The organism is Desulfobulbus elongatus DSM 2908 (assembly GCF_000621145.1).
GTDB classification, from domain to species: domain Bacteria; phylum Desulfobacterota; class Desulfobulbia; order Desulfobulbales; family Desulfobulbaceae; genus Desulfobulbus; species Desulfobulbus elongatus.
The window spans coordinates 58364-82221 of record NZ_JHZB01000008.1 but is presented as its reverse complement, the minus strand read 5'-3'; the positions used below and the strand labels follow the sequence as shown (position 1 = coordinate 82221).

Here is a 23858-nt window from a genome sequence, read left to right as displayed (position 1 = left end):
GTTCGTGTCGGTCAGTGAATATCGAAGTCTGCCGCCGGCTCGGGCGCGAAGTCCATGGCGGGCAGGCGGCCGGTATAGTTTTCAAAGGTAGTGTATTCGCCGAGAAAAGTCAGCTTGATCATGCCGGTCGGACCGTTGCGCTGCTTGCCGATGATGATCTCGGCCAAGCCGCGGTTCGGGTTGTCCTCGGCCCGGTTGTACACCTCGTCGCGGTAAATGAACATGATGACGTCGGCATCCTGTTCGATGGCTCCCGATTCGCGCAGGTCGGAGAGCTGGGGCCGCTTGTCGGTGCGGTTTTCCAGGCTGCGGTTGAGCTGGGAGAGGGCCAGCACCGGCACGCCCAGCTCCTTGGCCATGGCCTTGAGCGACCGGGAGATGTCGGAGATCTCCTGGGCCCGGTTTTCCGAACTGCTCTTGCCCTGCATTAACTGGAGGTAGTCGACCACGATCAGGCCGAGATCGTGCTCGGCCTTGAGCCGCCTGGCCTTGGCCCGCATTTCCAGAACGGTCAGGCCGGCGGTGTCGTCGATGAAGATGGGCGCATCCGACAGCATGCCGGTGGCCCGGGTCAGTTTCGGCCAGTCGTTTTCGTGGAGCTTGCCGGTGCGGATGCGTTGGGAATCGATGCGACCCAGGGAACAGAGCATGCGCAAGGCCAGGGATTCGGTGGACATTTCCAGGCTGAACACGGCCACCGGCACCTTGCCGATCAGAGCGGCGTGCTGGACGATGTTCATGGCCAGCGCGGTCTTGCCCATGGATGGGCGGGCGGCGAGGATGATCATTTCGGCCGGTTGCAGGCCGGCGGTCATCCGGTCCAGTTCGTCGTAGCCGGTGGCCACGCCGGTGATGTGTTCCTGCCGGTCGAACAGCTTGGTGATCCGGTCGAAGGCCCGCGGCACCACCGCCGACATCGGCTCAAATCCCTGGCCCCTGTTGGAATGGGCGATTTCGAAGATGGTCTTTTCCGCCTGATCGACCAGGGATTCGATATCGTCCTGGGTGTCGTAGCATCGGGCCGCCACCTCGGAGGCGGTCTGGATCAGGCGGCGGAGAACCGATTTCTTGCGGATGATCTGGGCATGGTGCACCAGGGTGCCGGTGAAGGGGATGATCTCGATCAGCGAGGCGAGGTAGGAGGCGCCGCCGATCTCTTCCAGCTTGTTCTGGTCGCTGAGCAGACCGGTGACCGTGATCAGGTCGTGGGGTTCCCGCCGTTCGAACAGGACGAGCATGGCCGCATAGATCGTCTTGTGGGCGTCACGATAGAAATCCTCGGGCGAAAGCAACTCGACGACGTGCAACAGGGCCTTGTCCTGCAACAGAATCGTTCCCAGGACAGCCTGTTCCGCCTCGATATTCTGCGGAGGAAGCATTCTGTCCGAGAGTGTGGCGGTGGCCGGAATGGTCTGGTGCATGGGACTTTAAGCAACGCGCATCAAGGGGGTGGACGATGTGTTTCGCCGCAACTATACCTGCCTGGCCGGGGAATGGCACGTTGAAAATGCAAGTGCCTTTTCTGTAAACAGAAAAGGCACTTACGACAAAATGTCCGGACAGGTTGGGGGGGCGACACGAACGGACGGACGCTTCGCAAAGCGTCCGTCACGGCACGGCGATCGGGCGGAGACCGAACCTCGGTTTACAGCGTCTCGCCGGCGGTTTCCGGAACGACCTGGACCTGAATGGTGGCGCTGGTCTGGTAACCGGTTTTGATCGTGACGGTGTACTCGCCGACGGCTTTGATCGGTTCCGCCAGGATGATGGCCTTTTTGTCCACGGCAATGCCCGCCTCCTGGAGGGCGGTGGCGATGTCGTTGCCGGTGACTGAGCCGAACAGCCGGTTCTCCTCGCCAACCCGTTTGCCAAGCGTGACGACCTTGCCCGCAAGCTGGGCGGCCAGACCCTCGGCCTGTTTCTTCTGCTCGGCCAGGCGGGCGGCGATCGCCTGTTTTTCCTTCTCCAGCCGGGCAAGAGAAGCCTTGGTGACCAGAGCCGCCTTGTGCGTGGGAATCAGGAAATTGCGGGCGTAGCCGGGTTTAACCTTGACGATTTCCCCTTCTTGTCCCAGCGTTTCAATCGTTTCTTTCAAGATGATTTCCATGGATCAGACCCTCTTTGTTGTATCGTAATTGCAGTGATCAAACGAGCCTCGCGAAGCACGGTGTCGGGGGAATCGCTCAGCTGTCATGCATTGGTTTCCTTTGTTTTTCTGAAGTCGCACCAGACATCAATCAATCCCAGCACGGCCAGCAGCATCAGTCCGTACGTCTGCAGGAAGAAGACGAGGTACAGAATCATGCGCACGAACGGTGGTACCCGCCACCGCTCAAGCAGGGCAATGAGCACGGCCAAGCCCTGGAAGAAATAGAGCAGGCCTGAAACCATCATCAGCCAGCCGCCGGCATCCTGCAGCAGACCCGTGCCGAGCAGCAGGACGACAACGGCCCCGATGGGCAGCCAGACCAGATGCTCCGGCAGGCGCCAGGCAACATAGCGTCCCCAGGGGGCGGCACCGGTCAACCGGCCGGCCAGGCCGTTGATCAGGACCATGTTCAGCCACACGGTGGTGACCACCATCGCCAGCAGGAGGCCGGGAAGGATGCGGGGGATGGTTTCCCGCATGGCGGCGGTCGCCTGACTCAGTCCCAGAACCATTTCCGGGGAGAGTCCGGCCTCCTTGGACCTGGACAGCTCCAGGGTCTGTTCCAGACCGAGGTCGAGCGCCTTGAGCAAGAGGTCGTACGGGTTCATCCCGGACAGAATTCCGTACGCCGTCCAGAACAACATCCAGGAGATACCGAGCGCGGCCAAGCCCTTTGCGCCGCTCCTCGCCGCCGAATCGCCGGCCAGCGCGCTGGTGAAAAGCGTGATGCCCAGCGGTGCCAAGGTCAGCGAAAAGACGAACATCTCGAACTGCCGGATCAGCAGCGCGCCTACGCCCGCCACGGCCAAACCGACGGCCACCAGCTTCAGTCCCCTCGCGTACCCGTGGATGGCCAGTGGCATGAACACGGGTGCCGCCAAAAGACCCGTCAGCCATCCCAGCACGGAAGGCACCGCCGCCGGCAGAAAGAACAGGGCGATCAGCAGAAAGAGTTGGCCGGGTGGAAACGGCAGGGACTTCCACCCGAACCCGGAACCGGCCATCCCGAAGGGAATACGTTAAAACTGGGTGTTTCCCATGTAGGGCAGCAGGGCCAACTGCCGGGCCCTCTTGACAGCCTCGGTCAACTGCCGCTGGTGCTTGGCGCAGGTGCCGTAAATGCGCCGGGGGACGATCTTGCCCCGTTCGGTGACAAAATTTTTCAGGGTTTTCGCGTCCTTGTAGTCAATGACAATTTCCTTGTCCGTACAGAAACGGCAGACGCGGCGACGGGAGAACATTTTTTTTTGCTGAGACATATGCGGAACTCCTTACGTTGAACTGAGCGCGAAATCGGCGGATTATTCTTCGGCGGCTTCTTCTTCCAGAGAGCCGCCGTCAAAATCGTCGCCTTCCGTATTTTCGGATTGCGCCTTGGCGCGGGCAGCGGCTTTTTCCTCGATCCGCTGTTTTTCGGCTTCGATCGCCTCGGCATTCATGCTGTCGCCCAGCTTGACCGTCAGATAACGGAGAACCCGGTCATCGATCCTGAAAATACGCTCGATTTCGTCGACCGTCTTTCCGGGAGCGGCATAGTTCATATAGACGTAATAGCCTTGGACCTCCCGGTTGATCTCGTATGCCAGACGCTTGATCCCCCATCGTTCCAGGCAGATGATCGCGCCGCCATCGTTGGTGACGATGGCATTGGTGCGATCAATGATTTCGGTGCATTGATCCTCGCCCAGGTTTGGGCGCAGAATGTACGTGGTTTCGTAGTGACGCATGATTCCTCCTCGTGGTCTGAGTGGCCCTCGCTTCTGTCCTGACGGTGAGAGCGAGAAGGGGTATTTGGATGAGCCGAACAAAATAGTAGAAAGAGACGGGAAATGTCAAGAGAAAAGCAGGTTAGGGATGAGATGGTTTGCCCGACCGTTTTTCCTGGGCCTTGATGTGCTGCCATTGCTCCCGCAGCGCCTGTTCGCCGATGACGGTCGCGTCCCCGAAGACATGGGGATGGCGGCGGGTCATCTTGGCGACGATGCCTGCAAGGACCTCCTCGGAGGTAAACCGGTCCTGTTCGACGAACATGGCGGTCAGCATGGCCAAGATGAAATAGACATCGCCCATCTCCTCGCAAATGGCCTGCTCATCGCCGCTGTCGATGGCCTCGGCCAATTCCCGGCACTCTTCCAGGAGATATTTCTTCAAGGAAGGCGGTGTCTGCCTGATGTCCCAGGGGCAGCCGCCGGGGCCGCGCAGGGTGGCGACCAGCCGTTCCAGGCGGACAAAGGCGCAATCGTGTTCCCGGGACGGTGCGTGTTCCATGCCGATCAGCGTGTCGCCAGCAGGTGCAGCGCCCGGTCGATGCGGCGGTCTACATTGGAACGCGCGTCGCTGAGCACGCCCTCCAACCGGTCGAGAAGCATGCGCTGCCTGCAGTTGATGATTTCCAGATCCTGAATGGTCTGCGCCGCCGAATGTTCGGTGACATTCATCGCCTCCCGGAGGTCGCCGGCGTTTTTCAGCATGGCCCTGACCTCGGCGATTTTGTCCAGGCGGAGAAACAGTTCATCGAAATTAACCGGTTTTTCGAGATAATCGACCGCCCCTTTTTTCATGGCGTCGACCGCCGTGTCGATCGAGGAGTGGGCCGTGATGACGATCACCTCGATATCGACCCGTTTCTCCTTGGCTATTTTCAGCAGTTCGATGCCGCCGATTGCTCCGGGCATGACCAGATCGGTGATCACCACATCGAACACGGTGGTGTCGAGCAGGCGGGCCGCCTCGGTGCCGTTCGCGGCCGTCGTGACCTCGTATCCCGCGTTTTTCAGTCGTTGTTCAAAAAGTTTCCGGATCACCGGATCGTCGTCGGCAACAAGAATAGTCATCGTGTTCATAGGTACACCTTGATCATTTGCGGTCTGTCTGTCCGGGCTCAGTGCAGCTGATAAAATATGGACCGGAGGTGCCGCTTGGGAATGAACCGGGGGCAGATTCCGGTGAGGGATTCGGTGGAACCGATGAGCAGATACCCGTCAGGTTCAAGAATGTCGGCGATTTTATTGAAGAGTTTTTTCCGGTCTTCCAGGGTGAAATAGATGGCCACGTTCCGGCAGAGGACGACATCAAACTTGCCCAGACCGGTGAAGGGCTGCATCAGGTTGAATTTCCGGAAGTTGACCATGGCTCGGATCTGATCGCTGATTTTCCAGGTCTGCCCCGCAGGGGTGAAATACCTGGTGAGCTTGTCGCGGGCCAGGCCGCGTTCCATCTCGAATTTATTGAATTTGCCGCTGCTGGCCTGGGCAATGGCCGCGTCGGAGATGTCGGTGCCCAAAAGTTTGATGGTGTATTTGGACAGATCGCCCAGCAATTCCTGGAGCACGATCGCCACCGAGTACAGTTCCTGGCCGGTGGAACTGGCGGCGCTCCAGATTTTCAGGGTGGTTTTGAGGGCCGGCGTCTTCGGGGTGCGGGCATCGATCAGTTCGGGAAAGATTTTGTGCTGCAAGAGCTGGAACGGGCTGGCATCTCGAAAAAAGAGAGTTTCGTTGGTGGAGATGGCATCGATGATTTTTCGCTCGATGACCTTGGAGGCATCCGCCTTGGCCTTGGCATAAAACTCATGATAGCTGGCGCATCCCTGCTCCTCGGCGATGGTGTTCAATCGGGTTTCCAGGAGGTATTTCTTGCTTTCATCAAGATATATTCCCGAAATGTCGTAAATATATTTGGTGATCAGCTTGATTTCTTCCGAGGTTATTTTCAGCATGAGGCCCGTTGTTTGCAGGAATCCGTTATTTCACCGACTTCACAATCTCAGCAGCGATTCTGTCCAGCGGCGCAACCACGTCGGTCAACCCCAATTCGGCCGGGGCCTTGGGCATGCCATAGACAACGCAGGTTTCCTCGTCCTGACCAATAATGAGTGCTCCTTTTTGCTTGAGTATCTGCAACCCCTTGGTGCCGTCCGATCCCATGCCGGTCATGATCACCGCCGTGGTTCGTCCCACATAGTAGTCGGCCACCGAGCGGAAGAGGTAATCGGCGGACGGACGGCACGAGTTTTCGGGAGGATCGCCCGTGATTTTGATCAACCGATTGGTTCCGTCGGTGGAGGCGACCAGTTTCATCTGTTTACCACCGGGTGCGATATATGCAACATTTGCGTGCAGCGCCTCGCCGTCCTGGGCTTCCTTCACGGTCAGGGCGCATTTGCCGTTGAGACTGTTCGCCAGGGATTTGGTGAACACCGGCGGCATGTGCTGGACAATGACGATCGGCACCCCCAGGTCGCCGGGCAGCATGGGCATCATCCGGGCCAGGGCGTTGGGGCCGCCCGTGGAGATGCCGATGGTGACGATCTCCGATTTCCCCTGGCGCCGGGCAAGGGGAACGAGCGGTGGCGTCGCAGTCTTGCCCGCGGCGGGAGTCCCTCCCGTCTGCGACCGCGCCGCGGCCGGAGGTCTGCGGGGTGCGGTCGTCCGCCCACCGGCCTGCATGGAGCCGATGGCGGTGCGGCCGGTCTGGAAGGCCTTGATCAGCGGGGTGAGCAGGGTGCGGAGATGCTGCTTGCTCTCGTTGATGTTCGTGGCGCTGGGTTTGAGGATGAAGTCATAGGCGCCCAACTCGAGCGCCCGCATGGTCATGTCGCCACCTTCGCTGGTCAGGGTGGACACCATGATGGCCGACACCTGGGGCGCGTGTTGTTGTAAATAGTGCAGCACCTCGATACCGTTCATTTCCGGCATCTCGATATCGAGGGTGAGGAGATCGGGTTTGAGGCTTTGTATTTTCGAGACCGCGATTTTGCCGTTATGGGCGACGCCCACCACCTCGACTCCGGGCATCTCGGCGAGGATGTCGCTGACCGCCTTGCGGTACACGATGGTGTCGTCGACCACCAATACTCTGATATTTTTACCGAACATGAACAGGGATGAATGAAAGGAGCGATCTGATGGGATCGGAGGCGACGTTACCGTTCAAGCCCCCGGCCGAGGTTATCCGATTCGATACGGAGCACTTCCTTGATGTCGAGAATGCCGATCAGTTTGTTTTCGGTTTTATAGACGCCGGTGAAGAACGATCCCTGGATGCCGCTCATGTTGGCCGGCGCCGGCTCGATGCGGTCCGGATTGGCCATGACGACATCGCTGATTTTGCTGACCAACAGTCCGACGTGCTCGCCGGGGGCGTTGATGATGATATTGCGCGATTCGTTGCTGATCTCCACCTTGCCCAGGCCGAGTTTCTGGCCCAGATCGATGATGGTGACGATCTGACCGCGCAGATTGAGAATCCCGACCATGTAGTCCGGAGCCTGCGGCACCTTGGTCATTTCCATGAGTTTGTTGATTTCCTGGACCTTGAGGATGTCCATGCCGCACAGGGCATGGCCCACGTAGAAGGTGGCCAGTTCGATGGTGGTGCTTTTCATCTCCTTGTTTGATTCAGCCATGCATTGTCTCCAGCGTGCTTGAAGGAAGTATCCGTGGGTACGGCTTTTTTGCCTGTTCGCTCAGACCTTGAAATGCTGTACCAGGTTTTTTAACTGTTTCGCCATGGCGGTCAGTTCGGCCGCGTTCGTCCGCATCCTGGCGCTTTCCCCGGAAATCGAGTCGGCGGCCTGACTGACCTCGGCGATATCCCTGGCCACGGTGCCCGATACCGTGGATACCTGCGCCACGTTTTCAGTGACCTCCTGAATGCCGATGGAGGCTTGGCCGATGTTCTCGGCGATTTCACCGGTGGCGGCCGACTGCTCCTCCACCGCGGTGACAATCGTGCCGACGATGGTGTTGATTTCGTCGATCACCCGGGTGATCTGTTGAATCTGCTCGACCGTCGCATCGGTGGATTCCTGGATGGAATCGATCCGATTCTTGATTTCGCCGGTGGCGAGGGCCGTTTGCTTGGCCAGTTCCTTGATTTCGTTGGCGACGACGGCAAAACCCTTACCCGCCTCTCCGGCCCGGGCCGCCTCGATGGTGGCGTTGAGCGCCAGCAGGTTGGTCTGCTCGGAAATCTCGGTGATCGTCTCGGTCACCTTGCCGATTTCCACCGCCGCCCGGCCCAGGGCATCGATTTTCTCCGAGGCCGACCCCGCCTCGCGGACAGCTGCTTTGGTGATCTCCTGCGCCTTTTCCGTGGAGGTGACGATCTCATTGATGGTCGAGGTCATTTCTCCGGTGGTGGTGGCGACCAGGGCGATGTTGGTCGCCGCCTGTTCGGCGGCCGCGGCCACGGTCGACATGTTGGCGCTCATCTCCTCGGCGGCGGCGGCCACTGTCATGGTCCGCGTGGCGGTATCGCCGGCGACGTGGGCAAATTCGTCGGCCGAGGCGCCGAGGGTGCCCGACGACGCCAGGAGCGCTTCGCCGGCACCGGAAATTTCCTTGATCATGCGGTTCAACTTCACGGTCATGCCGCTCAACTGGCTGACCATGTTGCCGATTTCATCCCCGCTCCGGGGAACGATCCGCCCGCTCAGGTCGCCGACGGCGATCTGGTCGATAAAGCCGTTGACTTCGCGCAGGGGCCCGATAATACCCGATTGAAGCAGGTAGATGCACAGCAGGGCAATGACGGCCAAGGTCGCCGTCACCGACACCGCCACGTGCCAGCGCGCCCTGGCCACGGCACGGTTGGCCTCTTCGAGGGAGCTGATGATTTCGAAGGCGCCGTGCATTTCGCCGACATGCCAGCCCTCCTTGGTGCCGCCGGTCACATCCTTGCTCCCCGCCGGATCGCCGTGGCAGTACAGACATTCGGCGGAGAGCCGCACGGGTCTGAAATAGCGGATCTGGTTGGGTTCGATGATGATTTTTTCGCTCAGGTTGTCGCGTTCCAGTTCCGCCAGTACCTGCAACTCGAGATCGGTCGGCGTGTTCAGCGGATTGCGCGGCTTGACCTTGGGAGCGCGAAAGGTGTAGCCGGCCTCCTCGGCCTTGGCGGCGGCCACCCGCATGGCCGTGACCACCGGTACCGCCTCCAAGATATTGCCGGCGTCCAGTTGGTCAAAGGGCTTCAGCACCCCGCTTTGCAGCTTTTTCGCCATCTGTTCGCGGACCGCTTCGGCCATGAGCACGATGCCGTGGCTCTTGGAAATGATGGCCTCCTCGGCTCCGGAACGGATGTCGCCGATCCGTTGCCAGGCAAGAAAGACTGCGACGACAAGCGGGCCGAGCAGGGCCAGGGTCAGAATTTTCCACTTGATGCTCACGCTGGTCAACCGCATGCGTTTCTCCTTCCCGCCCTTGCATGGATGCAGGATGCTGCTTAAGCGGCCATTGCCGCTTTGGTATAGCGGTGGACGCTTTCCATCAGCCGTTCCTTGTCCAGCTTAATGTGGTATTCATCCACGCCCACTGCCTTGCCGCGGGCGATATCCTCGTCCGCCGCCAGAGTGGTCAGGGCAATGACCGGCATATGCTGAAACCGCTTGTCGCCCTTCACCTTTTCGGTCAGGGTGAACCCGTCCATGTTGGGCATTTCGATATCGGTGACCACCATGGTGATGTCGTTCCCCTGCTGTTCGAGAACATTCCAGGCGACCCGGCCGTCTTCGGCTTCGATCACGTTGAATCCCGCCTCTTCCATGTACCCCTTGACCTGGTTGCGGAAGAAGTTGGAATCCTCGACGATCAGAATGGTCGGGGCCTGGGTCTCATCGGCCTGGATTTCCGCGTAGGCGGCATGGTCCTCGAACCATTGCGGATTGGAAATCTTCATGATTTCGAAGATATTGACCAGCATGGTCGTGCGGCTACCGATGATGGCTGAGCCCATGATCCCCGGTTGCTTCAGGGTGATGTCGTCGATGTCGGCACTGACCTCGATGGCGTCGATGGGACCGATGGCCAGCAGGCCGACATCCTTGCCGGCGAGTCGGAAGACGATGACCAACAGGTCGTCCCGGTCGTCCAGGGGCATGACCGAGGCCACCTCGTCGATGCTGACCAGGGGCAGGCTGCCGCCCCGGTACTGCATGACCCGCCGGCCGCCCACCTCTTCGATATCCTGCCGCTTGATCTTCTCGACCCGCTCCACCTGGTTGAGCGGCACGCCGAAGTGCTCGTGGGCGGAACTGGAGAAGGTGAGCAGGGATTGCTTGTCGCGGGATTTGGTGATCGCCTCCTTGGCGGCCTCGGCCAGTTCGGACGCCCGTTCGGACCCGTCGAGCGAGGTGAGACCGGCCATGCGGGCGATGTTGGACACATCGAGGATCAGGGCGATGCGACCGTCCCCCATGATGGTGGCCCCGGCATATCCCTGGCATTGCTGCAGATGCCGGCCCAGCGGCTTGATGACGATTTCCTCGGAGTCGTGCAGCCGGTCGACGATCAGACCATATTTCATGGCCCCGGTCGAGACCACGACGATGTTGAGCGCGCTGGAGGCGCTCTGCCGCCGTTCGACTCCCGAGCGCTTCCGGTCGTGTTCGCCGCTCCTCGGTTCGGCGGGAGGCGCGTCCTCGTCCTTGAAGAGCGGCGTGGACTTGGATCTGCGGTCGGCGACGTTGCGCCGTCGGTCGGGCAGGGTTTCGTCCTGCACCGGGTCGTAATAGGTGGGATCGATCCCGAAGACGTCGGCCATGCGGATCAGCGGCAGCAGATTGCCACGCAGGCGGACCACCTCGGCATCGCCGACCCGCTCCACCCGTTCCTTGACCTTGGCCGCCGGAATGCGGAGCAACTCCTCCAGATTCACCTGGGGAATGGCATAGCGTTCCCCGCCGGTCATGACGATCTGGCAGGGAATGATGGCCAGGGTCAGGGGGAGCTTGATGCTGATGGTCGTGCCCTTGCCGACCTCGGAATCCATCTCAATGGAGCCGCCCAGTTGGTCGAGGTTGGTCTTGACCACATCCATGCCCACGCCCCGGCCGGAGACGTCGGTCACTTCCCTGGCGGTGGAAAAACCGGGCAGGAGGATGAGGTTGATCCGTTCCTTCTCCGACATCACCTTGGCCTGGTCGGCGGTGATCAGCCCCTTCTTGACCGCCGCTTCCGCGATCATGTCGCCGTCGAGGCCCTTGCCGTCGTCGCTGATCTCGATCACCACCTGGCCGGCGGCATGGTAGGCTTTCAGGACGATCAACCCCCGGACATCCTTGCCCTTCTTGGCTCGGTCCGCCGGTGTTTCGATACCGTGGTCCACGGAATTGCGGATCAGGTGGGTGAGGGGGTCGTTGATCGCCTCGATGATGGTCTTGTCGAGTTCGACGTCCTTGCCGACGATGGTCAGGTCGATCTGCTTGCCGAGTTTCTTGGAGAGATCGCGGACCACGCGCGGGAATTTGTTGAACACGTTGCCGATGGGCTGCATGCGGGTGAGCATGATCGCTTCCTGGAGTTCCGAGGTCACCAGATCGATGCGCTGCCCCACCGCCTCGGCGTTGCGCACGTCGCCGGAGGTGATGGTTTGCAGCAACTGGTTGCGGGACAGCACCAGTTCGCCGGCCAGGTTCATCAACTGATCGAGCAGGCTGACCGTCACCCGGATGCTGGTATCCGTCTTTTGCGTGCTGGCCGCGGCACGGCGCGCCGTCGTTCCTGCCGCCTCCACAGCTGCGGCCGTGTGCTCGGTCTCAAAATCGTGCTCGTCCATCGGTTCGTCCTCGATATCGATCGGCATTTCCTCGATGACCTCGACGATTTCCGCATTGAACTGTGGCTCCGGTTCGGTCATCTCCTCCGCCGACGCCTCGGCCGCGCCCGCCTCGGGGGCCACCGGCGCCCGTTCCGGTCGTGGATTCTTCGAGATTCCGGCCGGCGCTTCCCCGTTCTCGAAGATCATGTTCAATGCAGTGGTATGGCTGGAAATATCGACGGCGTTGCTGTTGCCGACATCCTCGATCAAACGCTGCAATTCATCGGCGGCCAAGAGCAGTACGTTGATAATGTCGGGGTTCGGAACCAGCTTGCCGCTCCGGATCAGCCCCAGGACGTTTTCCGCGGCATGCGCCAGATCCTGGATCACGGTCAATCCCATGAATCCGGCTCCACCCTTGATGGAATGGGCGGCCCGGAAGACCTTGTTGACCAGTTCGACGTCGATGTCGGCGCCCCCCTCTTCGATGGCGAGCAGATCGTTTTCGATGTCAGCCAAATGCTCAAGCGATTCTTCTATGAATCCCTGCAATATTTCATCATCTTCGATAGACATGTCGGTTCTCCCTCAATACGGTGGTGCTGTGCCGGCCCGAAACGATCCGCAGCTGTTTTTTTCTCGAACCCATTGGGAATCTTTACATCTTATAAATATTGTACGTGTCCGAAAGTGATTGTACAGGTATTTTTCGGAGGGTGCTTGTTCTCGGAAAAGGCAGAGAATTCGCGCATGATCGGTTCATGGCCGGCAGCGGAAGGATCCGCATGCACCGGAGAAAAAAAGACGGTCGACAAGCCGGAGGGGTACGGCTCCCGTCGTCGGCGGGGCGGTCATCGATACGGCGAAAGGCCCCGTCAGTTGCCGATGGCGTGCAGGGTGACCGTGTAGGTGATGACCCTGCCGGCCAGGGGATGGTTGTAATCGACGGTCACGGTTTCGTTGCCGGCGGCGAGGACCGTGGCGGGAACCTGATGCGTGGCTCCGTCCTTTTCCATGGCGAGCGAAAGGAGCATGCCGGGCCTGGGATCGACGCGGCCGGCGAAAGCGGTGCGGGGGACCTCCTGCACCAGCGTCTGGAGATACGGGCCAAAGGCGTCCTCGGGCTGGATATGCACGGTTTTGGTTTGTCCCGCCTCCATGCCCAGCAGGGACGCCTCGACCGCCTTGAGGATCCGGCCCGAGCCTATGGCCAGGGTGAGTGGTTTCTCCGCCGGAGCGGACTCGATCACCTCGCCCGAGGGCAAGGTGGCGGTGTAACTGACCGAGACGACGTCGAACAACTGGACAGGGCGCATGGGAAACGATCCTTGGCTAGAGACGTTGATGAGGCGAGAGCCATTATAGCCATTGCTCCGGCGTTTGACAAGAACCCCGGTGCGCGACTGAGGACTTGACAAAGCGGCCTTGAAGGCATAAATGTGCAAACCCCACCTATGCCGTGCCAAAACCGGAGAGATGAGGGTTGTCACGCGCCGGAGACTCCCCACCGGCTTCGGTTCGGGGAGGGGCCGTTGGTTTCCCAACGCTCGCGCTCGAACGCGACGCACCTCTTGCTTGCACAGGAACATCATGATCGAACTCGCTTTTACCAAGGCAGCCGACGGGCTGCTGCCCGCCGTTGTCCAGGATTTCAAAACGGGCGAGGTGCTCATGCTCGCCTATATCAACCGCCTGGCCTGGGAGAAAACCCTGGCCACCGGCAAGGCCCACTACTGGAGCCGCTCCCGTGCCAGCCTGTGGCTGAAGGGGGAAACCTCCGGCCACGTGCAGCTCATCAAGGAAATTCTGGTCGATTGCGATCAGGACACGGTGGTGTACAAGGTCGAGCAGTTGGGCGGGGCGGCCTGCCACACCGGCTATCGCAGCTGTTTTTACCGCCGGGTGGAAGGCGACCGCCTGGTGGTCTGCGAGCAGGAGCGGGTGTTCGATCCGGATGCGGTTTACGGCGGCAAATGACATTTTCAAGACGAACGCATTGATTCAACAGGTATCACCATGAATGTACTGAAACTGGGTATCCCCAAAGGCAGCCTGGAAGACGCCACCATCGCCCTGTTCGCGAAATCGGGCTGGCAGATCAAACTGGCCTCGCGCAACTATTTCCCCGAAGTCGACGATCCCGAGCTGTCCTGCTCCATCTGCCGGCCGCAGGAGATGTCGCGCTACGTGGAATCGGGCATGCTCGACGCCGGCATCACCGGCAAGGACTGGACCATGGAGAACGAGTCCGACGTGGCCGTCATCGCCGACCTGGTCTACTCCAAGGTCAGCAGGAAACCCACCCGCTGGGTGATCGCCGTGCCCGGCGACTCCAACATCACCAGGGTCGAACAGCTGGACGGCAAACGCATCGCCACCGAGCTGGTCAACGTCACCCGCACATTTTTCGAGCAGCGCGGGCTCACCGTGGACATCACCTTTTCCTGGGGCGCCACCGAGGCCAAGGCCGTGTCCGGCCTGGCCGACGCCATCGTCGAGGTCACCGAGACCGAGTCGACCATCCGCGCCCACGGCTTGCGGGTCATCCACGAGATGATGCAGTCCAATACCCAGCTGATCGCCAACAAGGCCGCCATGGCCGATCCGTGGAAGCGCGAGAAGATCGAGAACATCGCCATGCTCCTGCAGGGCGCGCTGCGCGCCGACCGGATCGTCGGCCTGAAGATGAACGTCGCCAGGGAGCAGCTGGAGGCGGTGATCGCCATGCTGCCCAGCCTGAACGCGCCGACCGTGGCCCAGTTATACAAGCAGGAGTGGTTTTCGGTGGAGACGGTCATCTCCGAGCATCAGGTACGCGATCTGGTGCCGAAGCTGAAGAAGGCCGGCGCCGAGGGCATCATCGAGTATTCCCTGAACAAGGTCATCTGAAGAACGCGGCGGCCGTGGGCCGGGAGGGGAAACGAATGGACTTCGGCAAGGTACGGTTTCTCCTGTCCGCCTACGCCGACCGGCAGCTGCCGCCGTCGGCGCATGCGGAAATCGCTTTCGCCGGCCGCTCCAACGTCGGCAAGTCGAGCCTGATCAACCGGCTGGTCGGCCGGACGAATCTGGTCAAGACCAGCGCCAAGCCGGGCAAGACCCAGAGCCTCAACTATTTCCTGGTGGATGACGGCCTCTACCTGGTCGACCTGCCCGGATACGGGTTTGCCAGGGTTTCGCAACAGGTCCGCCAGAGCTGGCAGGGGTTGATTTCCGGCTATATCGAAACCAGGGTCACCCTGGCCTGCGTGGTGGTGATCATCGATCTGCGGCATGAACTGAAAATCCTGGACCGCGAGTTGATAGACTGGCTGCGCGCTCTGGGCAAGCCGTTTCTGCCGGTCTACACCAAGGCGGACAAGCTGTCCCGCAACCAGCAGGAAAAAAACGCGGCCGCCCTCGATGCCGGCCTGAATCTGACCGCCGGCGAGCGTCTTCTCTTTTCCGCCCGGACCGGCCAGGGCGTGGAGGCCCTCCGCCAGCGGCTGGCCGCCTTTGCCGGATCGACCGGGATCGCCGCCCCGGCCGCCGAAGTTTCTCCGCCTACTGATCCGATTTGAGGACCGCGAGGAAGGCGCGCTGGGGAATGTCGACATTGCCCACGGTCTTCATTCGCTTCTTGCCTTCCTTCTGTTTTTCCAGCAACTTCCGCTTCCGGGTGATGTCGCCGCCGTAACACTTGGCGGTGACGTCCTTGCGCAGGGCCGAGATGGTTTCCCGGGCAATGATGGTGCCGCCGATGGCCGCCTGGATGGCGATCTTGAACATCTGCCGGGGGATTTCCTCCTTCAGCCGTTCGCAGGCCTTCAGGCCCCGTTCCCTGGCCTTGGACCGGTGGGTGAGCTGGGAGAGGGCGTCGACCTGTTCGCCGTTCACCAGGATGTCGAGCTTGACCAGGTCGCTGGGCCGGTAGTCGATCAGCTCGTAGTCGAAGGAGCCGTAGCCCTGGGTCACGGACTTGAGCCGGTCGTAGAAATCGTAGATCACCTCGGCCAGCGGCAGTTCGCAGGTGAATTCGATCCGGCCGGGCATGGGGTAGTGGTATTTGGTGTTTTCGCCGCGCCGCTCCATGCAGAGCGTCATGACCGCCCCCATGTAGCGCTCGGGGATATGGATGGTGGCCTTGATGTACGGCTCCTCGACGCGGACGATCGAACCGGGGTCAGGGAAATAGGAGGGGTTATCGACCTCGAGCATGGTCTTGTTCTGCAGGTAGAATTTGTACTTGACCGTGGGTACGGTCAGAATCAGGTTGATGTCGAACTCGCGTTCCAGCCGTTCCTGTACCACCTCGAGATGGAGCAGGCCGAGAAAGCCGCAGCGGAAGCCGAAGCCGAGCGCCGCCGAGGAATCCTTCTGGAAGGTGAGGGCGGCGTCGTTGAGTTTCAGCTTTTCCAGGGCGGTGGCCAATTCCTCGTATTCGTCGGTGGCGATGGGGTAGAGCGAGGAGAAAACGACCTGCTGCACCTCCTTGAAGCCGGGCAGGGGCGCCAGGCAGGGGCGCTCCTTGAGGGTGACGGTGTCGCCGGGCCGGGTGTCGGAGACGGTCTTCACCCCGGCGATGAGGTAGCCGATCTCGCCGGCCGCGAGCTGCTGGCGCGGCTCGCGGCGCAGGCGGAAGATGCCCAGTTCCTCGATCCGGTACTCGGCGCCGTTGGACATGAACACGATCTGGTCGCCAGTCCTGACCGTGCCGTTGACGATCCGCACCGAAATGACCGTGCCGCGATAGGGATCGTAGTGGGCATCGAAGATCAGGGCTTCCAGCGGCTCGGCCGGATCGCCCTCGGGCGGCGGCAGCAGCCGGACCACGGCATCGAGCAGCTCCCGCACCCCCTGGCCGGTCTTGGCGGAACACATCCGGATGGTGGCGCCGTCGAGTCCCAGGTCCTCCTCGATCTGCACCGCCACCTTTTCCGGCTCCGCGGCCGGCAGGTCGATCTTGTTGATCACCGGGAGGACTTCGAGGTCGTTCTCCATGGCCAGATAGAGATTGGCCAGGGTCTGGGCCTCGATGCCCTGGGCCGCGTCGATGAGCAGCAGGGCGCCCTCGCAGGAAGCCAGGGCCCGGGAAACCTCGTAGCTGAAATCGACGTGGCCGGGCGTGTCGACCAGGTTCAGGGTGTAGGTCTCGCCGTCCTCGGCAGTAAAAGGGAGGCAGATGGTCTGCGACTTGATGGTGATGCCGCGCTCCCGTTCGATGTCCATGGTGTCGAGGATCTGGTCCTTGAATTCCCGGTCGGTGACGATGTTGCAGAGCTGGATCATCCGGTCGGCAAGGGTGGACTTGCCATGGTCGATGTGCGCAATGATGCTGAAATTCCGTATGGTATGCATGGGAAAACGAAATTCTCGTGAAACGAAGAGGGGCTGTCGTTGAAGCGGGTATCCATAGCATAGATTGCCACAAAAAAAAACTCTTCCGCCGATCCCTGTCATATTCAAGTGTTTTTTTTTTGGTTTTCGGGTAGGCTGGAAGAGAAACCCTGCATGCGAGCCCTCACTCCTTGCAGGGTTGTGTTTTCTTACGACAGGCCACGAAGCATGAGCGATCAGAGCGAAACCGACAATCTGGACATGGAAGTGGACGAGCCGCGCCAGCATGCCCTGATGCTGACCAGCCAGGACGACAACCTGCCCGCGCTCAGCAATCCGGCCCTGCACCGCTATCTCCAGGAAATCAGCCAGTATGAGCTGCTCAGCCGGGAGGAGACTGAGGAGCTGGCCGTGCGCTTCCAGGAGACCGGCGACCCCGACGCCGCCTATCGGCTGGTTTCCTCGAATCTGCGCCTGGTGGTTAAGGTGGCCATGGATTTCCAGAAGTACTGGATGCAGAACTTCATGGACCTCATCCAGGAAGGCAATGTCGGCCTGGTCCAGGCGACCAAGAAATTCGATCCCTACCGGGGAGTGAAGTTTTCCTACTATGCCGCCTATTGGATCCGCGCCTATATCCTCAAATTCATCATGGATAACTGGCGGCTGGTCAAAATCGGCACCACCCAGGCCCAGCGCAAGCTCTTTTTCAGCCTGAACAAGGAGAAAAAATTCCTGGAGTCGCAGGGGTTCAAACCCGAGGTCAAGCTGTTGGCCGAACGGTTGAACGTCAAGGAAAGCGAAGTGATCGAGATGGGCCAGCGTATGGACAACTGGGACGTTTCCCTGGAAGCCCCGGTGCGCAGCGATTCCGAGGATGAACAGAAAAATTTCCTGCCCTACGACGGACCGGGTATCGAGGAGATGGTTGCCAGCCAGGAGATGCGCGAGCGGCTGGCGGTCATTCTTGCCGATCTCAGCACCCGGCTCAACGACAAGGAGCAGGTCATCCTCAATACCCGTCTGCTCAGCGACGAGCCCAAAACCCTGCAAACCATTGCCGATGAATTCAACATCTCCCGTGAACGTGTCCGGCAAATCGAGGCTAATTTACTGAAAAAATTGCGGAAACAGTTCGAAAAAGAAATGCCTGACATCCAGGATTTCCTCAGCGGCGACGGCGTCATTCTCGCTGCCGGACCGGATGGCCAGTATTCCTGACCGCTTCGCTCTTCTCCTTCCCCCCATACCCATTATCTGTCCGTTGTTTACCGATGAATGTACCGTTACTTGACTTGAAACCGCAACTGGCCACGTTGCGTCCGCAGATTCTCGAAGCCGTCACCCGGGTGATCGATTCCACCGGCTATATCCTCGGGCCCGAGGTCACCACCCTGGAGCAGAACATCGCCCGATACTGTGGCGCGGATCATGGGGTGGGGCTCAGTTCGGGAACCGACGCCCTGCTGGTGGCGCTGATGTCTCTGGACATAGGGCCGGACGATCTCGTGCTCACCACCCCCTACACCTTTTTCGCCACCATGGGTACCATTCTGCGGGTGGGCGCGCAGCCGCTGTTCGTCGATATCGAACCGGAGAGTTTCAATATCGACCCCGAGCAGATGGCCGAGGCCTTGGCGGCGGACCGCAGAAACGGCAGTCGCGTCAAGGCGATCATTCCGGTGCACCTCTACGGACAATGCGCCGATATGCAGCGGATCATGGCCCTGGCCACCGAATACGGCGTGCCGGTGATTGAGGATGCCGCCCAGGCCATCGGTGCCGAGTGCCCGTACGAGGAAAACGGCGCCGTGACTTGGCACCGGGCCGGATCGATGGGATTGTGCGGCTGTTTCTCCTTTTTCCCCAGCAAGAATCTGGGCGGTATCGGCGACGGCGGCATGCTGACCGCCTCCGACCGGCAGTTCGCCGAAATCGTGCGGTCCAACCGCAACCACGGGGCGGAACCGAAGTATTACCATTCCCGGGTGGGGGGCAATTTTCGACTCGATCCAATCCAGGCCGCGGTGCTGACGGTCAAGCTCGCGCATCTCGACAGCTGGCATGCGGCCCGCCGGCGCAATGCCGACCGCTACCGCCAACTGTTTGGCGAGGCCGGACTGGCCGGCAACGAAGTCACCCTGCCGCAGGCGGTCCATGCCGGCGTTCAGGGGGCCGAGCGGCACAATCATCACATCTACAATCAGTTCGTCATTCTCGTCCCTGAACGGGACCGGTTGCGGCAGTACCTGCAGGAGCATTCCGTGGGATGCGAGATCTACTATCCCCTCTGTCTGCACCAGCAGGAATGCCTGCGGTCGGAAAGGTACAAGCGGCAGTCCTTCCCGGTGGCGCAGCAGGCGGCCGCCCGCTCGCTGGCACTGCCGATCTTCCCCGAACTCACGGACGAGCAACTGGTGTACGTGGTTGAAACCATTCGGAAGTTTTATCGTGCCGGATAAGGCGGCGGTCAGGCCGCCGCCGATTCGGCGCGGGTGCGTGATGCACCGTCACTGAAGTATTGACCATAAGGAAATGGTACCGGAAAGCGTTGGGCGATCCCAACGCTTTCTTCTTTCTTTTAATTCGTCGGCAGCAACCCATAGGAGGAGGAGCAATGGTGGAACGTATCCCGATGTCCTTGACTGGAAATCAGCAACTTCGGGACGAGCTGGAACGGCTTGAACGGGTGGAACGCCCTGAAATTGTCAAAGCGATCGAAGTGGCGAGGGCGCACGGCGACCTCAGCGAGAATGCCGAATATCATGCGGCCAAGGAACGACAGAGCCTGGTCGAAGGGCGAATCCTCGAACTCAAGGACAAGATCAGTCGGGCCGAACTCATCGATTGCTCCAAGGTTTCCACCAATCGGGCCGTTTTCGGGACCGTTGTCACCCTGATGGACCTGACCACCGAAATCGAAGTCACCTACCAGCTTCTGGGGCCCGAGGAGGCTGACGTGAAGAAAGGATCGATCTCGGTCTTCTCGCCTCTGGGCCGAGCGCTGCTCGGCAAGGAAGTGGGCGATGAGGTGATGACCAAGACACCCGGCGGGATACGCGAATTCGAGATCATCACGATTGCCTCCTCGACCATGCGGTGAGCCGCAGGCGCGGATAGGATGCCCGCATCGCCGCCGGAGGACGAGGAAAGCCCTTCGGCGGTGTTCAGGCGGCCGGCGCCAGCAGACCGGTCTGGAAGAGACTGGTCATTTGGGCGCTCACCTCTTCTATGGTATAAGGGCAGGTATTGTCCGTATGCCAGTTGCTGGAAATTTCATCCAAGGCACCAAAAACAACCTGCCGGACGATGTCCGGTTGGATATCTTTGCGGAAGGTTCCATCCTCCTGCCCCTGCTCGATAATGGCGGCAACGATCTTCAGGTACTCGTTGAAGGTGTTTTTCCTGTACTCCCTGATGATCTTGGTCGTCTGGCGCAGCTCGATGTGGATGACCTCGGCGAGGTAGCGGTTTTTCTTCATCTCCTCGAGATGATTGGTGATGAAGATCTCCAGTTTGGTCTTGGAGTTGGCTTCTTTCTCCAGGAGCAGGGTGACGTGTTCGATCAGCTTGCCGATTTCCTGTTCGAAAACGGAAAGGAGAATGTCAAACTTATTGTTGAAATAAAGGTAGATAGTTCCATCGGCCACCTTGGCTTCCTTGGCGATATCGGAAATCCTGGCGTTGAAAAAGCCTTTCTTGGCGAAAACCTTGGTGGCGGCGCGAATGATCTTCCTATGTTTATCCGTTGATTTCATTTAACATGTTGAAACAGACAATTGCCGAAAAAAATGAATGAATCCTCATTCCGAAACTAACAGTTTACCGGGCAAATTGTCAAGAAAAATGCCGAGATCTTGTCTGTGGGCAGGGTGGCGGAAAGGGGAAGGGGTTCATTATTTTGCTGGACGAGACTTGCGGCTGTTTATTAGAAGGAAAGAGGTTTTTGGTCACATCAAGGCAACAAGGAGGAGCGCATGAAGGTGTTGGTGATCGGGGGGGGCGGCCGCGAGCATGCCTTGGTATGGAAGCTGAAGCAGTCCGGCAGGGTTGACGCTATTTTCTGCGCGCCGGGGAATGCCGGTATCAGGGCCCTTGCCCGGTGCGTCGACATCGCTGCCGGCGATATCGACGCGCTGCTCGCTTTTGCCCTGAAGGAACGGATCGACCTGACGGTGGTCGGCCCCGAGGAACCGCTGACCAAGGGCATTGTCGACCTGCTCCGGCAAAACGGCCTCCGCGTGTTCGGTCCCGATGAGAAGGGCTCGATCCTGGAGGGCAGCAAGGTTTTCACCAAGGATTTCCTGAAAAAATACAACATACCGAGCGCCCGCTACGAAACCTTTGCCAAACGGGGCGCGGCGAAGAAATTCATCCGGTCCATCGGGGTGCCGTGCGTGGTCAAGGCCGACGGCCTGGCCGCCGGCAAAGGGGTCATCATTGCCCAGACCTTTGAGGAAGCCGAGCAGGCGGTCGATCTGATCATGAAGGAAAAGGCCTTTGGCGCCGCCGGCAACCAGGTGGTGATCGAGGAGTTCCTCAAGGGCGAGGAGGCGTCGTTTCTCGCCTTCACCGACGGCACCACCGTGCTGCCGTTACCCTCGTCGCAGGACCATAAGGCCATTTTTGACGGCGACAAGGGACCGAACACCGGCGGGATGGGCGCCTATTCGCCGGCGCCGGTGGTGACCGAGGCGCTGACCAGGCGGGTGATGGCCGAGGTGATGCTGCCGACGGTCCGTGGCATGGCGGCGGAAGGCCGGCCGTACAAAGGCGTGCTGTATGCCGGCCTGATGATTGATGGCGACCGGATCAATGTGCTCGAATTCAACTGCCGCTTCGGCGATCCGGAATGCCAGCCCCTGCTGATGCGCCTGAAGAGCGATCTGGTCGACATCCTCGAAGCCTGCATCGACGGCACCCTCGACCAGGTGCGCATGGAGATCGATCCGCGTCCCACGGTCTGCGTGGTCCTCGCCTCGGAGGGCTATCCCGGCACATACGAGACCGGCAGGGCGATCACCGGCTTGGAGGCAGCGGCGCAGGTAGAGGGCGTGGAGGTCTTCCATGCCGGCACTGCCATGAAGGGACGACGGATTGTCACCAGCGGCGGCCGGGTTCTGGGGGTGACCGCTGTGGGCGAGACCATCCGGGAGGCCATTGACCGTGCCTATGCGGCGGTCGGAAAAATTCAATGGCAGGGATGCTCCTACCGCTGCGACATCGGCCACCGGGCGCTGGCACGCCTCACCAGAAGCCGTCAACCCGTGGTGGGGATCGTGATGGGCAGCGATTCCGATTTGCCGGTCATGCAGGCCGCGGCCGATTTTCTGCAATCAATCGGCATCGACTTCGAGATGCGCATCACCTCGGCCCACCGGACGCCGGAACAGGCCTGCGATTATGCCAGGACCGCGCGGCAGCGCGGGCTTAAGCTGATCATCGCCGGCGCGGGCATGGCCGCCCATCTGGCCGGCGTCATGGCGGCCCATACCACCTTGCCGGTGATCGGGGTTCCTTTGGATGCTTCCGCGTTGAACGGGCTCGACGCCCTCCTGTCCACGGTGCAGATGCCGCCCGGCATCCCGGTCGCCACCATGGGTATCGGCAAGGCCGGCGCCAAGAATGCGGCGGTGCTGGCCGCCCGCATCCTGGCGCTCGGCGACAGCGACCTCAAGGAAAAACTGGACCGGCATGCCCGGACCATGGCCGACGAGGTCACGGCGAAAAACAAGGCGCTGAACGGGTGAACTGGCCTGTCGCAGCCGACCGGGAAGGGCTTGCCCATGCCGCCAACCTGCTGCGGGCCGGCGGAGTGGTCGCCTTTCCCACCGAGACGTACTACGGTCTGGCGGTCGATCCGTTCAATTGCCGGGCCCTGGACCGGTTGTTCGCCATCAAACGGCGGCCGCGCCACCATCCGATTCTCGTCCTTGTGGCCGGTTGCGACCAGTTGCCGTTGTTGACCGGCGAGATTCCGGCTGTCTACCACCGGCTGATCGAGCGCTTCTGGCCCGGGCCCCTGACCCTGGTCTGCCCGGCCCTGCCTTCCCTGCCGCCGCAGTTGACCGGCAACACCCGTACCGTCGGCGTGCGCCGATCGCCGAACGAGACGGCGGCGGCCCTCATCGCCGCTTTCGGCGGCCCGGTGACCGCCACCAGTGCCAACATCACCGGGTTCCCGGCGGCAGTGTCCGCCCGCGAGGTGAGCAGGATATTCGAGAACGAGATCGATCTGATCGTCGACGGTGGCGTCGCGCCCGGCGGCGCCGGTTCAACGCTGGTCGGCCTGGACCGGGGCGAACTCCTGTGCATCCGGGAAGGCAGGATCGCCTTTGCCGCGGTGCGCGCGAGCGTCGCGGACTTTTCCCAGAACCAATGAACGAGATGCTGGAGGCAGCAATGGTCGATATACAGTGGAACAAAGCGTTTGCCCTGGAGCAAACGGCCGGTGACGAGGAACTGCTGGAGGAATTGCTGATCCTGTTTCGCGATTCCTCGGCTGATGATTATGCCCAGTTGCAGCGGGCGGTGGCGGCCGGCGACGCCGCGGCGGTGGTGCAGGCGGCCCACAGCCTGAAGGGGGCGGCGGCCAGCCTTGGCATTGAAGGGATCCGGCAGTTGGCGTTCGACATGGAGACCGACGGCCGGCAGGATTCGGTGGCCGTGGCCCGGGAAAAACTGACGATCATGGGCGAACTGCTGGAGCAGCTCAGGAACCTGGCATAGACCGCGCCCACCTGCTGCGCCGCCGGCTTCTCCCGTTTCTTCATGCGGGAATTGCCTGCCGGCGGCACACCTCATCGCTCTGCTCCGGAACGGCAGGGCCTTTGCGCAAACGGCACCAGCGCGG

Annotated in this window: 24 protein-coding genes; 9 read left to right on the top strand and 15 right to left on the bottom strand. The window is 60.7% G+C overall.

The window, feature by feature from the left end:
* Positions 1 to 11: 11 nt before the first annotated feature.
* The 13 genes from dnaB to Q362_RS0106240 all read right to left on the bottom strand — a co-directional run bounded on the left by dnaB (position 12) and on the right by Q362_RS0106240 (position 13005).
* Positions 12 to 1379 (bottom strand): replicative DNA helicase, encoded by a 1368-nt coding sequence (dnaB, locus tag Q362_RS19405; protein WP_245590172.1) that lies wholly within the window; start codon positions 1377 to 1379, stop codon positions 12 to 14.
* Positions 1380 to 1645: 266 nt separating this feature from the next.
* A complete protein-coding gene (gene rplI / locus Q362_RS0106295) occupies positions 1646 to 2107 on the bottom strand; it encodes a 50S ribosomal protein L9 (protein WP_028318001.1) in 462 nt (153 codons plus the stop codon).
* An 83-nt stretch (positions 2108 to 2190) separates the two neighbouring features.
* On the bottom strand, positions 2191 to 3153 hold the full coding sequence (locus Q362_RS0106290; protein ID WP_028318000.1) for a DUF2232 domain-containing protein: 963 nt from the start codon (positions 3151 to 3153) through the stop codon (positions 2191 to 2193).
* A gap of 15 nt (positions 3154 to 3168) precedes the next feature.
* Positions 3169 to 3408, bottom strand: a complete 240-nt coding sequence (rpsR, locus tag Q362_RS0106285; protein WP_028317999.1) for a 30S ribosomal protein S18 — start codon at positions 3406 to 3408, stop codon at positions 3169 to 3171.
* Between the two features lie 42 nt (positions 3409 to 3450).
* Positions 3451 to 3876, bottom strand: a complete 426-nt coding sequence (gene rpsF, locus Q362_RS19400; protein WP_035215808.1) for a 30S ribosomal protein S6 — start codon at positions 3874 to 3876, stop codon at positions 3451 to 3453.
* A 121-nt stretch (positions 3877 to 3997) separates the two neighbouring features.
* Positions 3998 to 4417 carry a MazG nucleotide pyrophosphohydrolase domain-containing protein gene (locus Q362_RS0106275; protein WP_028317998.1) on the bottom strand — a complete coding sequence of 140 codons (420 nt, stop codon included), beginning with the start codon at positions 4415 to 4417 and terminating at the stop codon, positions 3998 to 4000.
* A gap of 5 nt (positions 4418 to 4422) precedes the next feature.
* Entirely contained in the window at positions 4423 to 4992 is a 570-nt protein-coding gene (locus Q362_RS0106270) for a response regulator (RefSeq protein ID WP_028317997.1), read from the bottom strand.
* A 38-nt stretch (positions 4993 to 5030) separates the two neighbouring features.
* A complete protein-coding gene (locus Q362_RS0106265) occupies positions 5031 to 5867 on the bottom strand; it encodes a CheR family methyltransferase (RefSeq protein ID WP_028317996.1) in 837 nt (278 codons plus the stop codon).
* 25 nt (positions 5868 to 5892) lie between these two features.
* Positions 5893 to 7026, bottom strand: coding sequence for a protein-glutamate methylesterase/protein-glutamine glutaminase (locus Q362_RS0106260; protein WP_028317995.1), 1134 nt, complete (start codon positions 7024 to 7026; stop codon positions 5893 to 5895).
* A gap of 47 nt (positions 7027 to 7073) precedes the next feature.
* A complete protein-coding gene (locus tag Q362_RS0106255; protein WP_028317994.1) occupies positions 7074 to 7556 on the bottom strand; it encodes a chemotaxis protein CheW in 483 nt (160 codons plus the stop codon).
* A 60-nt stretch (positions 7557 to 7616) separates the two neighbouring features.
* Positions 7617 to 9335, bottom strand: a complete 1719-nt coding sequence (locus tag Q362_RS0106250; RefSeq protein WP_028317993.1) for a methyl-accepting chemotaxis protein — start codon at positions 9333 to 9335, stop codon at positions 7617 to 7619.
* A gap of 41 nt (positions 9336 to 9376) precedes the next feature.
* Entirely contained in the window at positions 9377 to 12265 is a 2889-nt protein-coding gene (locus Q362_RS0106245; protein WP_028317992.1) for a hybrid sensor histidine kinase/response regulator, read from the bottom strand.
* Between the two features lie 299 nt (positions 12266 to 12564).
* Positions 12565 to 13005: an FKBP-type peptidyl-prolyl cis-trans isomerase gene (locus Q362_RS0106240; protein ID WP_028317991.1), complete on the bottom strand. Its 441-nt coding sequence runs from the start codon at positions 13003 to 13005 to the stop codon at positions 12565 to 12567.
* Between the two features lie 121 nt (positions 13006 to 13126).
* On the opposite strand from Q362_RS0106240, the gene hisI reads away from it, so the two are divergent.
* From hisI to yihA, 3 genes are read left to right on the top strand one after another with little or no spacing between them, the layout of a single operon-like run.
* On the top strand, positions 13127 to 13666 hold the full coding sequence (hisI, locus tag Q362_RS0106235) for a phosphoribosyl-AMP cyclohydrolase (protein WP_342670228.1): 540 nt from the start codon (positions 13127 to 13129) through the stop codon (positions 13664 to 13666).
* Between the two features lie 39 nt (positions 13667 to 13705).
* A complete protein-coding gene (gene hisG / locus Q362_RS0106230; RefSeq protein ID WP_028317989.1) occupies positions 13706 to 14578 on the top strand; it encodes an ATP phosphoribosyltransferase in 873 nt (290 codons plus the stop codon).
* Between the two features lie 35 nt (positions 14579 to 14613).
* Positions 14614 to 15249, top strand: a complete 636-nt coding sequence (gene yihA / locus Q362_RS19395) for a ribosome biogenesis GTP-binding protein YihA/YsxC (protein WP_051553759.1) — start codon at positions 14614 to 14616, stop codon at positions 15247 to 15249.
* Here the strand turns inward: yihA and lepA are convergent.
* On the bottom strand, positions 15233 to 17026 hold the full coding sequence (lepA, locus tag Q362_RS0106220) for a translation elongation factor 4 (protein WP_028317988.1): 1794 nt from the start codon (positions 17024 to 17026) through the stop codon (positions 15233 to 15235). The genes yihA and lepA overlap by 17 nt on opposite strands.
* Before the next feature lie 207 nt (positions 17027 to 17233).
* Between lepA and Q362_RS0106215 the strand changes: the two genes are divergently transcribed.
* The 3 genes from Q362_RS0106215 (at position 17234) to greA (ending at position 20108) form a co-directional block, all read left to right on the top strand.
* Positions 17234 to 18226: a sigma-70 family RNA polymerase sigma factor gene (locus tag Q362_RS0106215; protein ID WP_028317987.1), complete on the top strand. Its 993-nt coding sequence runs from the start codon at positions 17234 to 17236 to the stop codon at positions 18224 to 18226.
* Positions 18227 to 18279: 53 nt separating this feature from the next.
* Positions 18280 to 19467 carry a DegT/DnrJ/EryC1/StrS family aminotransferase gene (locus Q362_RS0106210; RefSeq protein WP_028317986.1) on the top strand — a complete coding sequence of 396 codons (1188 nt, stop codon included), beginning with the start codon at positions 18280 to 18282 and terminating at the stop codon, positions 19465 to 19467.
* A 155-nt stretch (positions 19468 to 19622) separates the two neighbouring features.
* Positions 19623 to 20108, top strand: coding sequence for a transcription elongation factor GreA (gene greA, locus Q362_RS0106205; RefSeq protein WP_028317985.1), 486 nt, complete (start codon positions 19623 to 19625; stop codon positions 20106 to 20108).
* A 64-nt stretch (positions 20109 to 20172) separates the two neighbouring features.
* On the opposite strand, the gene Q362_RS0106200 is transcribed toward greA, so the two are convergent.
* Positions 20173 to 20763, bottom strand: a complete 591-nt coding sequence (locus tag Q362_RS0106200) for a TetR/AcrR family transcriptional regulator (protein WP_028317984.1) — start codon at positions 20761 to 20763, stop codon at positions 20173 to 20175.
* 219 nt (positions 20764 to 20982) lie between these two features.
* On the opposite strand from Q362_RS0106200, the gene purD reads away from it, so the two are divergent.
* Genes purD through Q362_RS0106185 form a run of 3 tightly spaced genes read left to right on the top strand, consistent with a single transcriptional unit; the run spans position 20983 to position 23734 of the window.
* Entirely contained in the window at positions 20983 to 22755 is a 1773-nt protein-coding gene (gene purD, locus Q362_RS0106195; protein WP_028317983.1) for a phosphoribosylamine--glycine ligase, read from the top strand.
* Positions 22752 to 23387, top strand: coding sequence for an L-threonylcarbamoyladenylate synthase (locus tag Q362_RS0106190; protein ID WP_028317982.1), 636 nt, complete (start codon positions 22752 to 22754; stop codon positions 23385 to 23387). Before purD ends, Q362_RS0106190 begins: the two co-directional genes overlap by 4 nt.
* Before the next feature lie 20 nt (positions 23388 to 23407).
* Positions 23408 to 23734, top strand: coding sequence for an Hpt domain-containing protein (locus tag Q362_RS0106185; RefSeq protein WP_028317981.1), 327 nt, complete (start codon positions 23408 to 23410; stop codon positions 23732 to 23734).
* Positions 23735 to 23858: the final 124 nt, after the last annotated feature.

What these genes read in the sequence shown, in the direction of transcription:
- dnaB (WP_245590172.1), bottom strand. Translation starts at nt 1,379, where the DNA reads ATGCTTCCTCCGCAGAATATCGAGGCGGAACAGGCTGTCCTGGGAACG.
- rplI (WP_028318001.1), bottom strand. Translation starts at nt 2,107, where the DNA reads ATGGAAATCATCTTGAAAGAAACGATTGAAACGCTGGGACAAGAAGGG.
- Q362_RS0106290 (WP_028318000.1), bottom strand. Translation starts at nt 3,153, where the DNA reads ATGGCCGGTTCCGGGTTCGGGTGGAAGTCCCTGCCGTTTCCACCCGGC.
- rpsR (WP_028317999.1), bottom strand. Translation starts at nt 3,408, where the DNA reads ATGTCTCAGCAAAAAAAAATGTTCTCCCGTCGCCGCGTCTGCCGTTTC.
- rpsF (WP_035215808.1), bottom strand. Translation starts at nt 3,876, where the DNA reads ATGCGTCACTACGAAACCACGTACATTCTGCGCCCAAACCTGGGCGAG.
- Q362_RS0106275 (WP_028317998.1), bottom strand. Translation starts at nt 4,417, where the DNA reads ATGGAACACGCACCGTCCCGGGAACACGATTGCGCCTTTGTCCGCCTG.
- Q362_RS0106270 (WP_028317997.1), bottom strand. Translation starts at nt 4,992, where the DNA reads ATGAACACGATGACTATTCTTGTTGCCGACGACGATCCGGTGATCCGG.
- Q362_RS0106265 (WP_028317996.1), bottom strand. Translation starts at nt 5,867, where the DNA reads ATGCTGAAAATAACCTCGGAAGAAATCAAGCTGATCACCAAATATATT.
- Q362_RS0106260 (WP_028317995.1), bottom strand. Translation starts at nt 7,026, where the DNA reads ATGTTCGGTAAAAATATCAGAGTATTGGTGGTCGACGACACCATCGTG.
- Q362_RS0106255 (WP_028317994.1), bottom strand. Translation starts at nt 7,556, where the DNA reads ATGGCTGAATCAAACAAGGAGATGAAAAGCACCACCATCGAACTGGCC.
- Q362_RS0106250 (WP_028317993.1), bottom strand. Translation starts at nt 9,335, where the DNA reads ATGCGGTTGACCAGCGTGAGCATCAAGTGGAAAATTCTGACCCTGGCC.
- Q362_RS0106245 (WP_028317992.1), bottom strand. Translation starts at nt 12,265, where the DNA reads ATGTCTATCGAAGATGATGAAATATTGCAGGGATTCATAGAAGAATCG.
- Q362_RS0106240 (WP_028317991.1), bottom strand. Translation starts at nt 13,005, where the DNA reads ATGCGCCCTGTCCAGTTGTTCGACGTCGTCTCGGTCAGTTACACCGCC.
- hisI (WP_342670228.1), top strand. Translation starts at nt 13,127, where the DNA reads ATGTGCAAACCCCACCTATGCCGTGCCAAAACCGGAGAGATGAGGGTT.
- hisG (WP_028317989.1), top strand. Translation starts at nt 13,706, where the DNA reads ATGAATGTACTGAAACTGGGTATCCCCAAAGGCAGCCTGGAAGACGCC.
- yihA (WP_051553759.1), top strand. Translation starts at nt 14,614, where the DNA reads ATGGACTTCGGCAAGGTACGGTTTCTCCTGTCCGCCTACGCCGACCGG.
- lepA (WP_028317988.1), bottom strand. Translation starts at nt 17,026, where the DNA reads ATGCATACCATACGGAATTTCAGCATCATTGCGCACATCGACCATGGC.
- Q362_RS0106215 (WP_028317987.1), top strand. Translation starts at nt 17,234, where the DNA reads ATGAGCGATCAGAGCGAAACCGACAATCTGGACATGGAAGTGGACGAG.
- Q362_RS0106210 (WP_028317986.1), top strand. Translation starts at nt 18,280, where the DNA reads ATGAATGTACCGTTACTTGACTTGAAACCGCAACTGGCCACGTTGCGT.
- greA (WP_028317985.1), top strand. Translation starts at nt 19,623, where the DNA reads ATGGTGGAACGTATCCCGATGTCCTTGACTGGAAATCAGCAACTTCGG.
- Q362_RS0106200 (WP_028317984.1), bottom strand. Translation starts at nt 20,763, where the DNA reads ATGAAATCAACGGATAAACATAGGAAGATCATTCGCGCCGCCACCAAG.
- purD (WP_028317983.1), top strand. Translation starts at nt 20,983, where the DNA reads ATGAAGGTGTTGGTGATCGGGGGGGGCGGCCGCGAGCATGCCTTGGTA.
- Q362_RS0106185 (WP_028317981.1), top strand. Translation starts at nt 23,408, where the DNA reads ATGGTCGATATACAGTGGAACAAAGCGTTTGCCCTGGAGCAAACGGCC.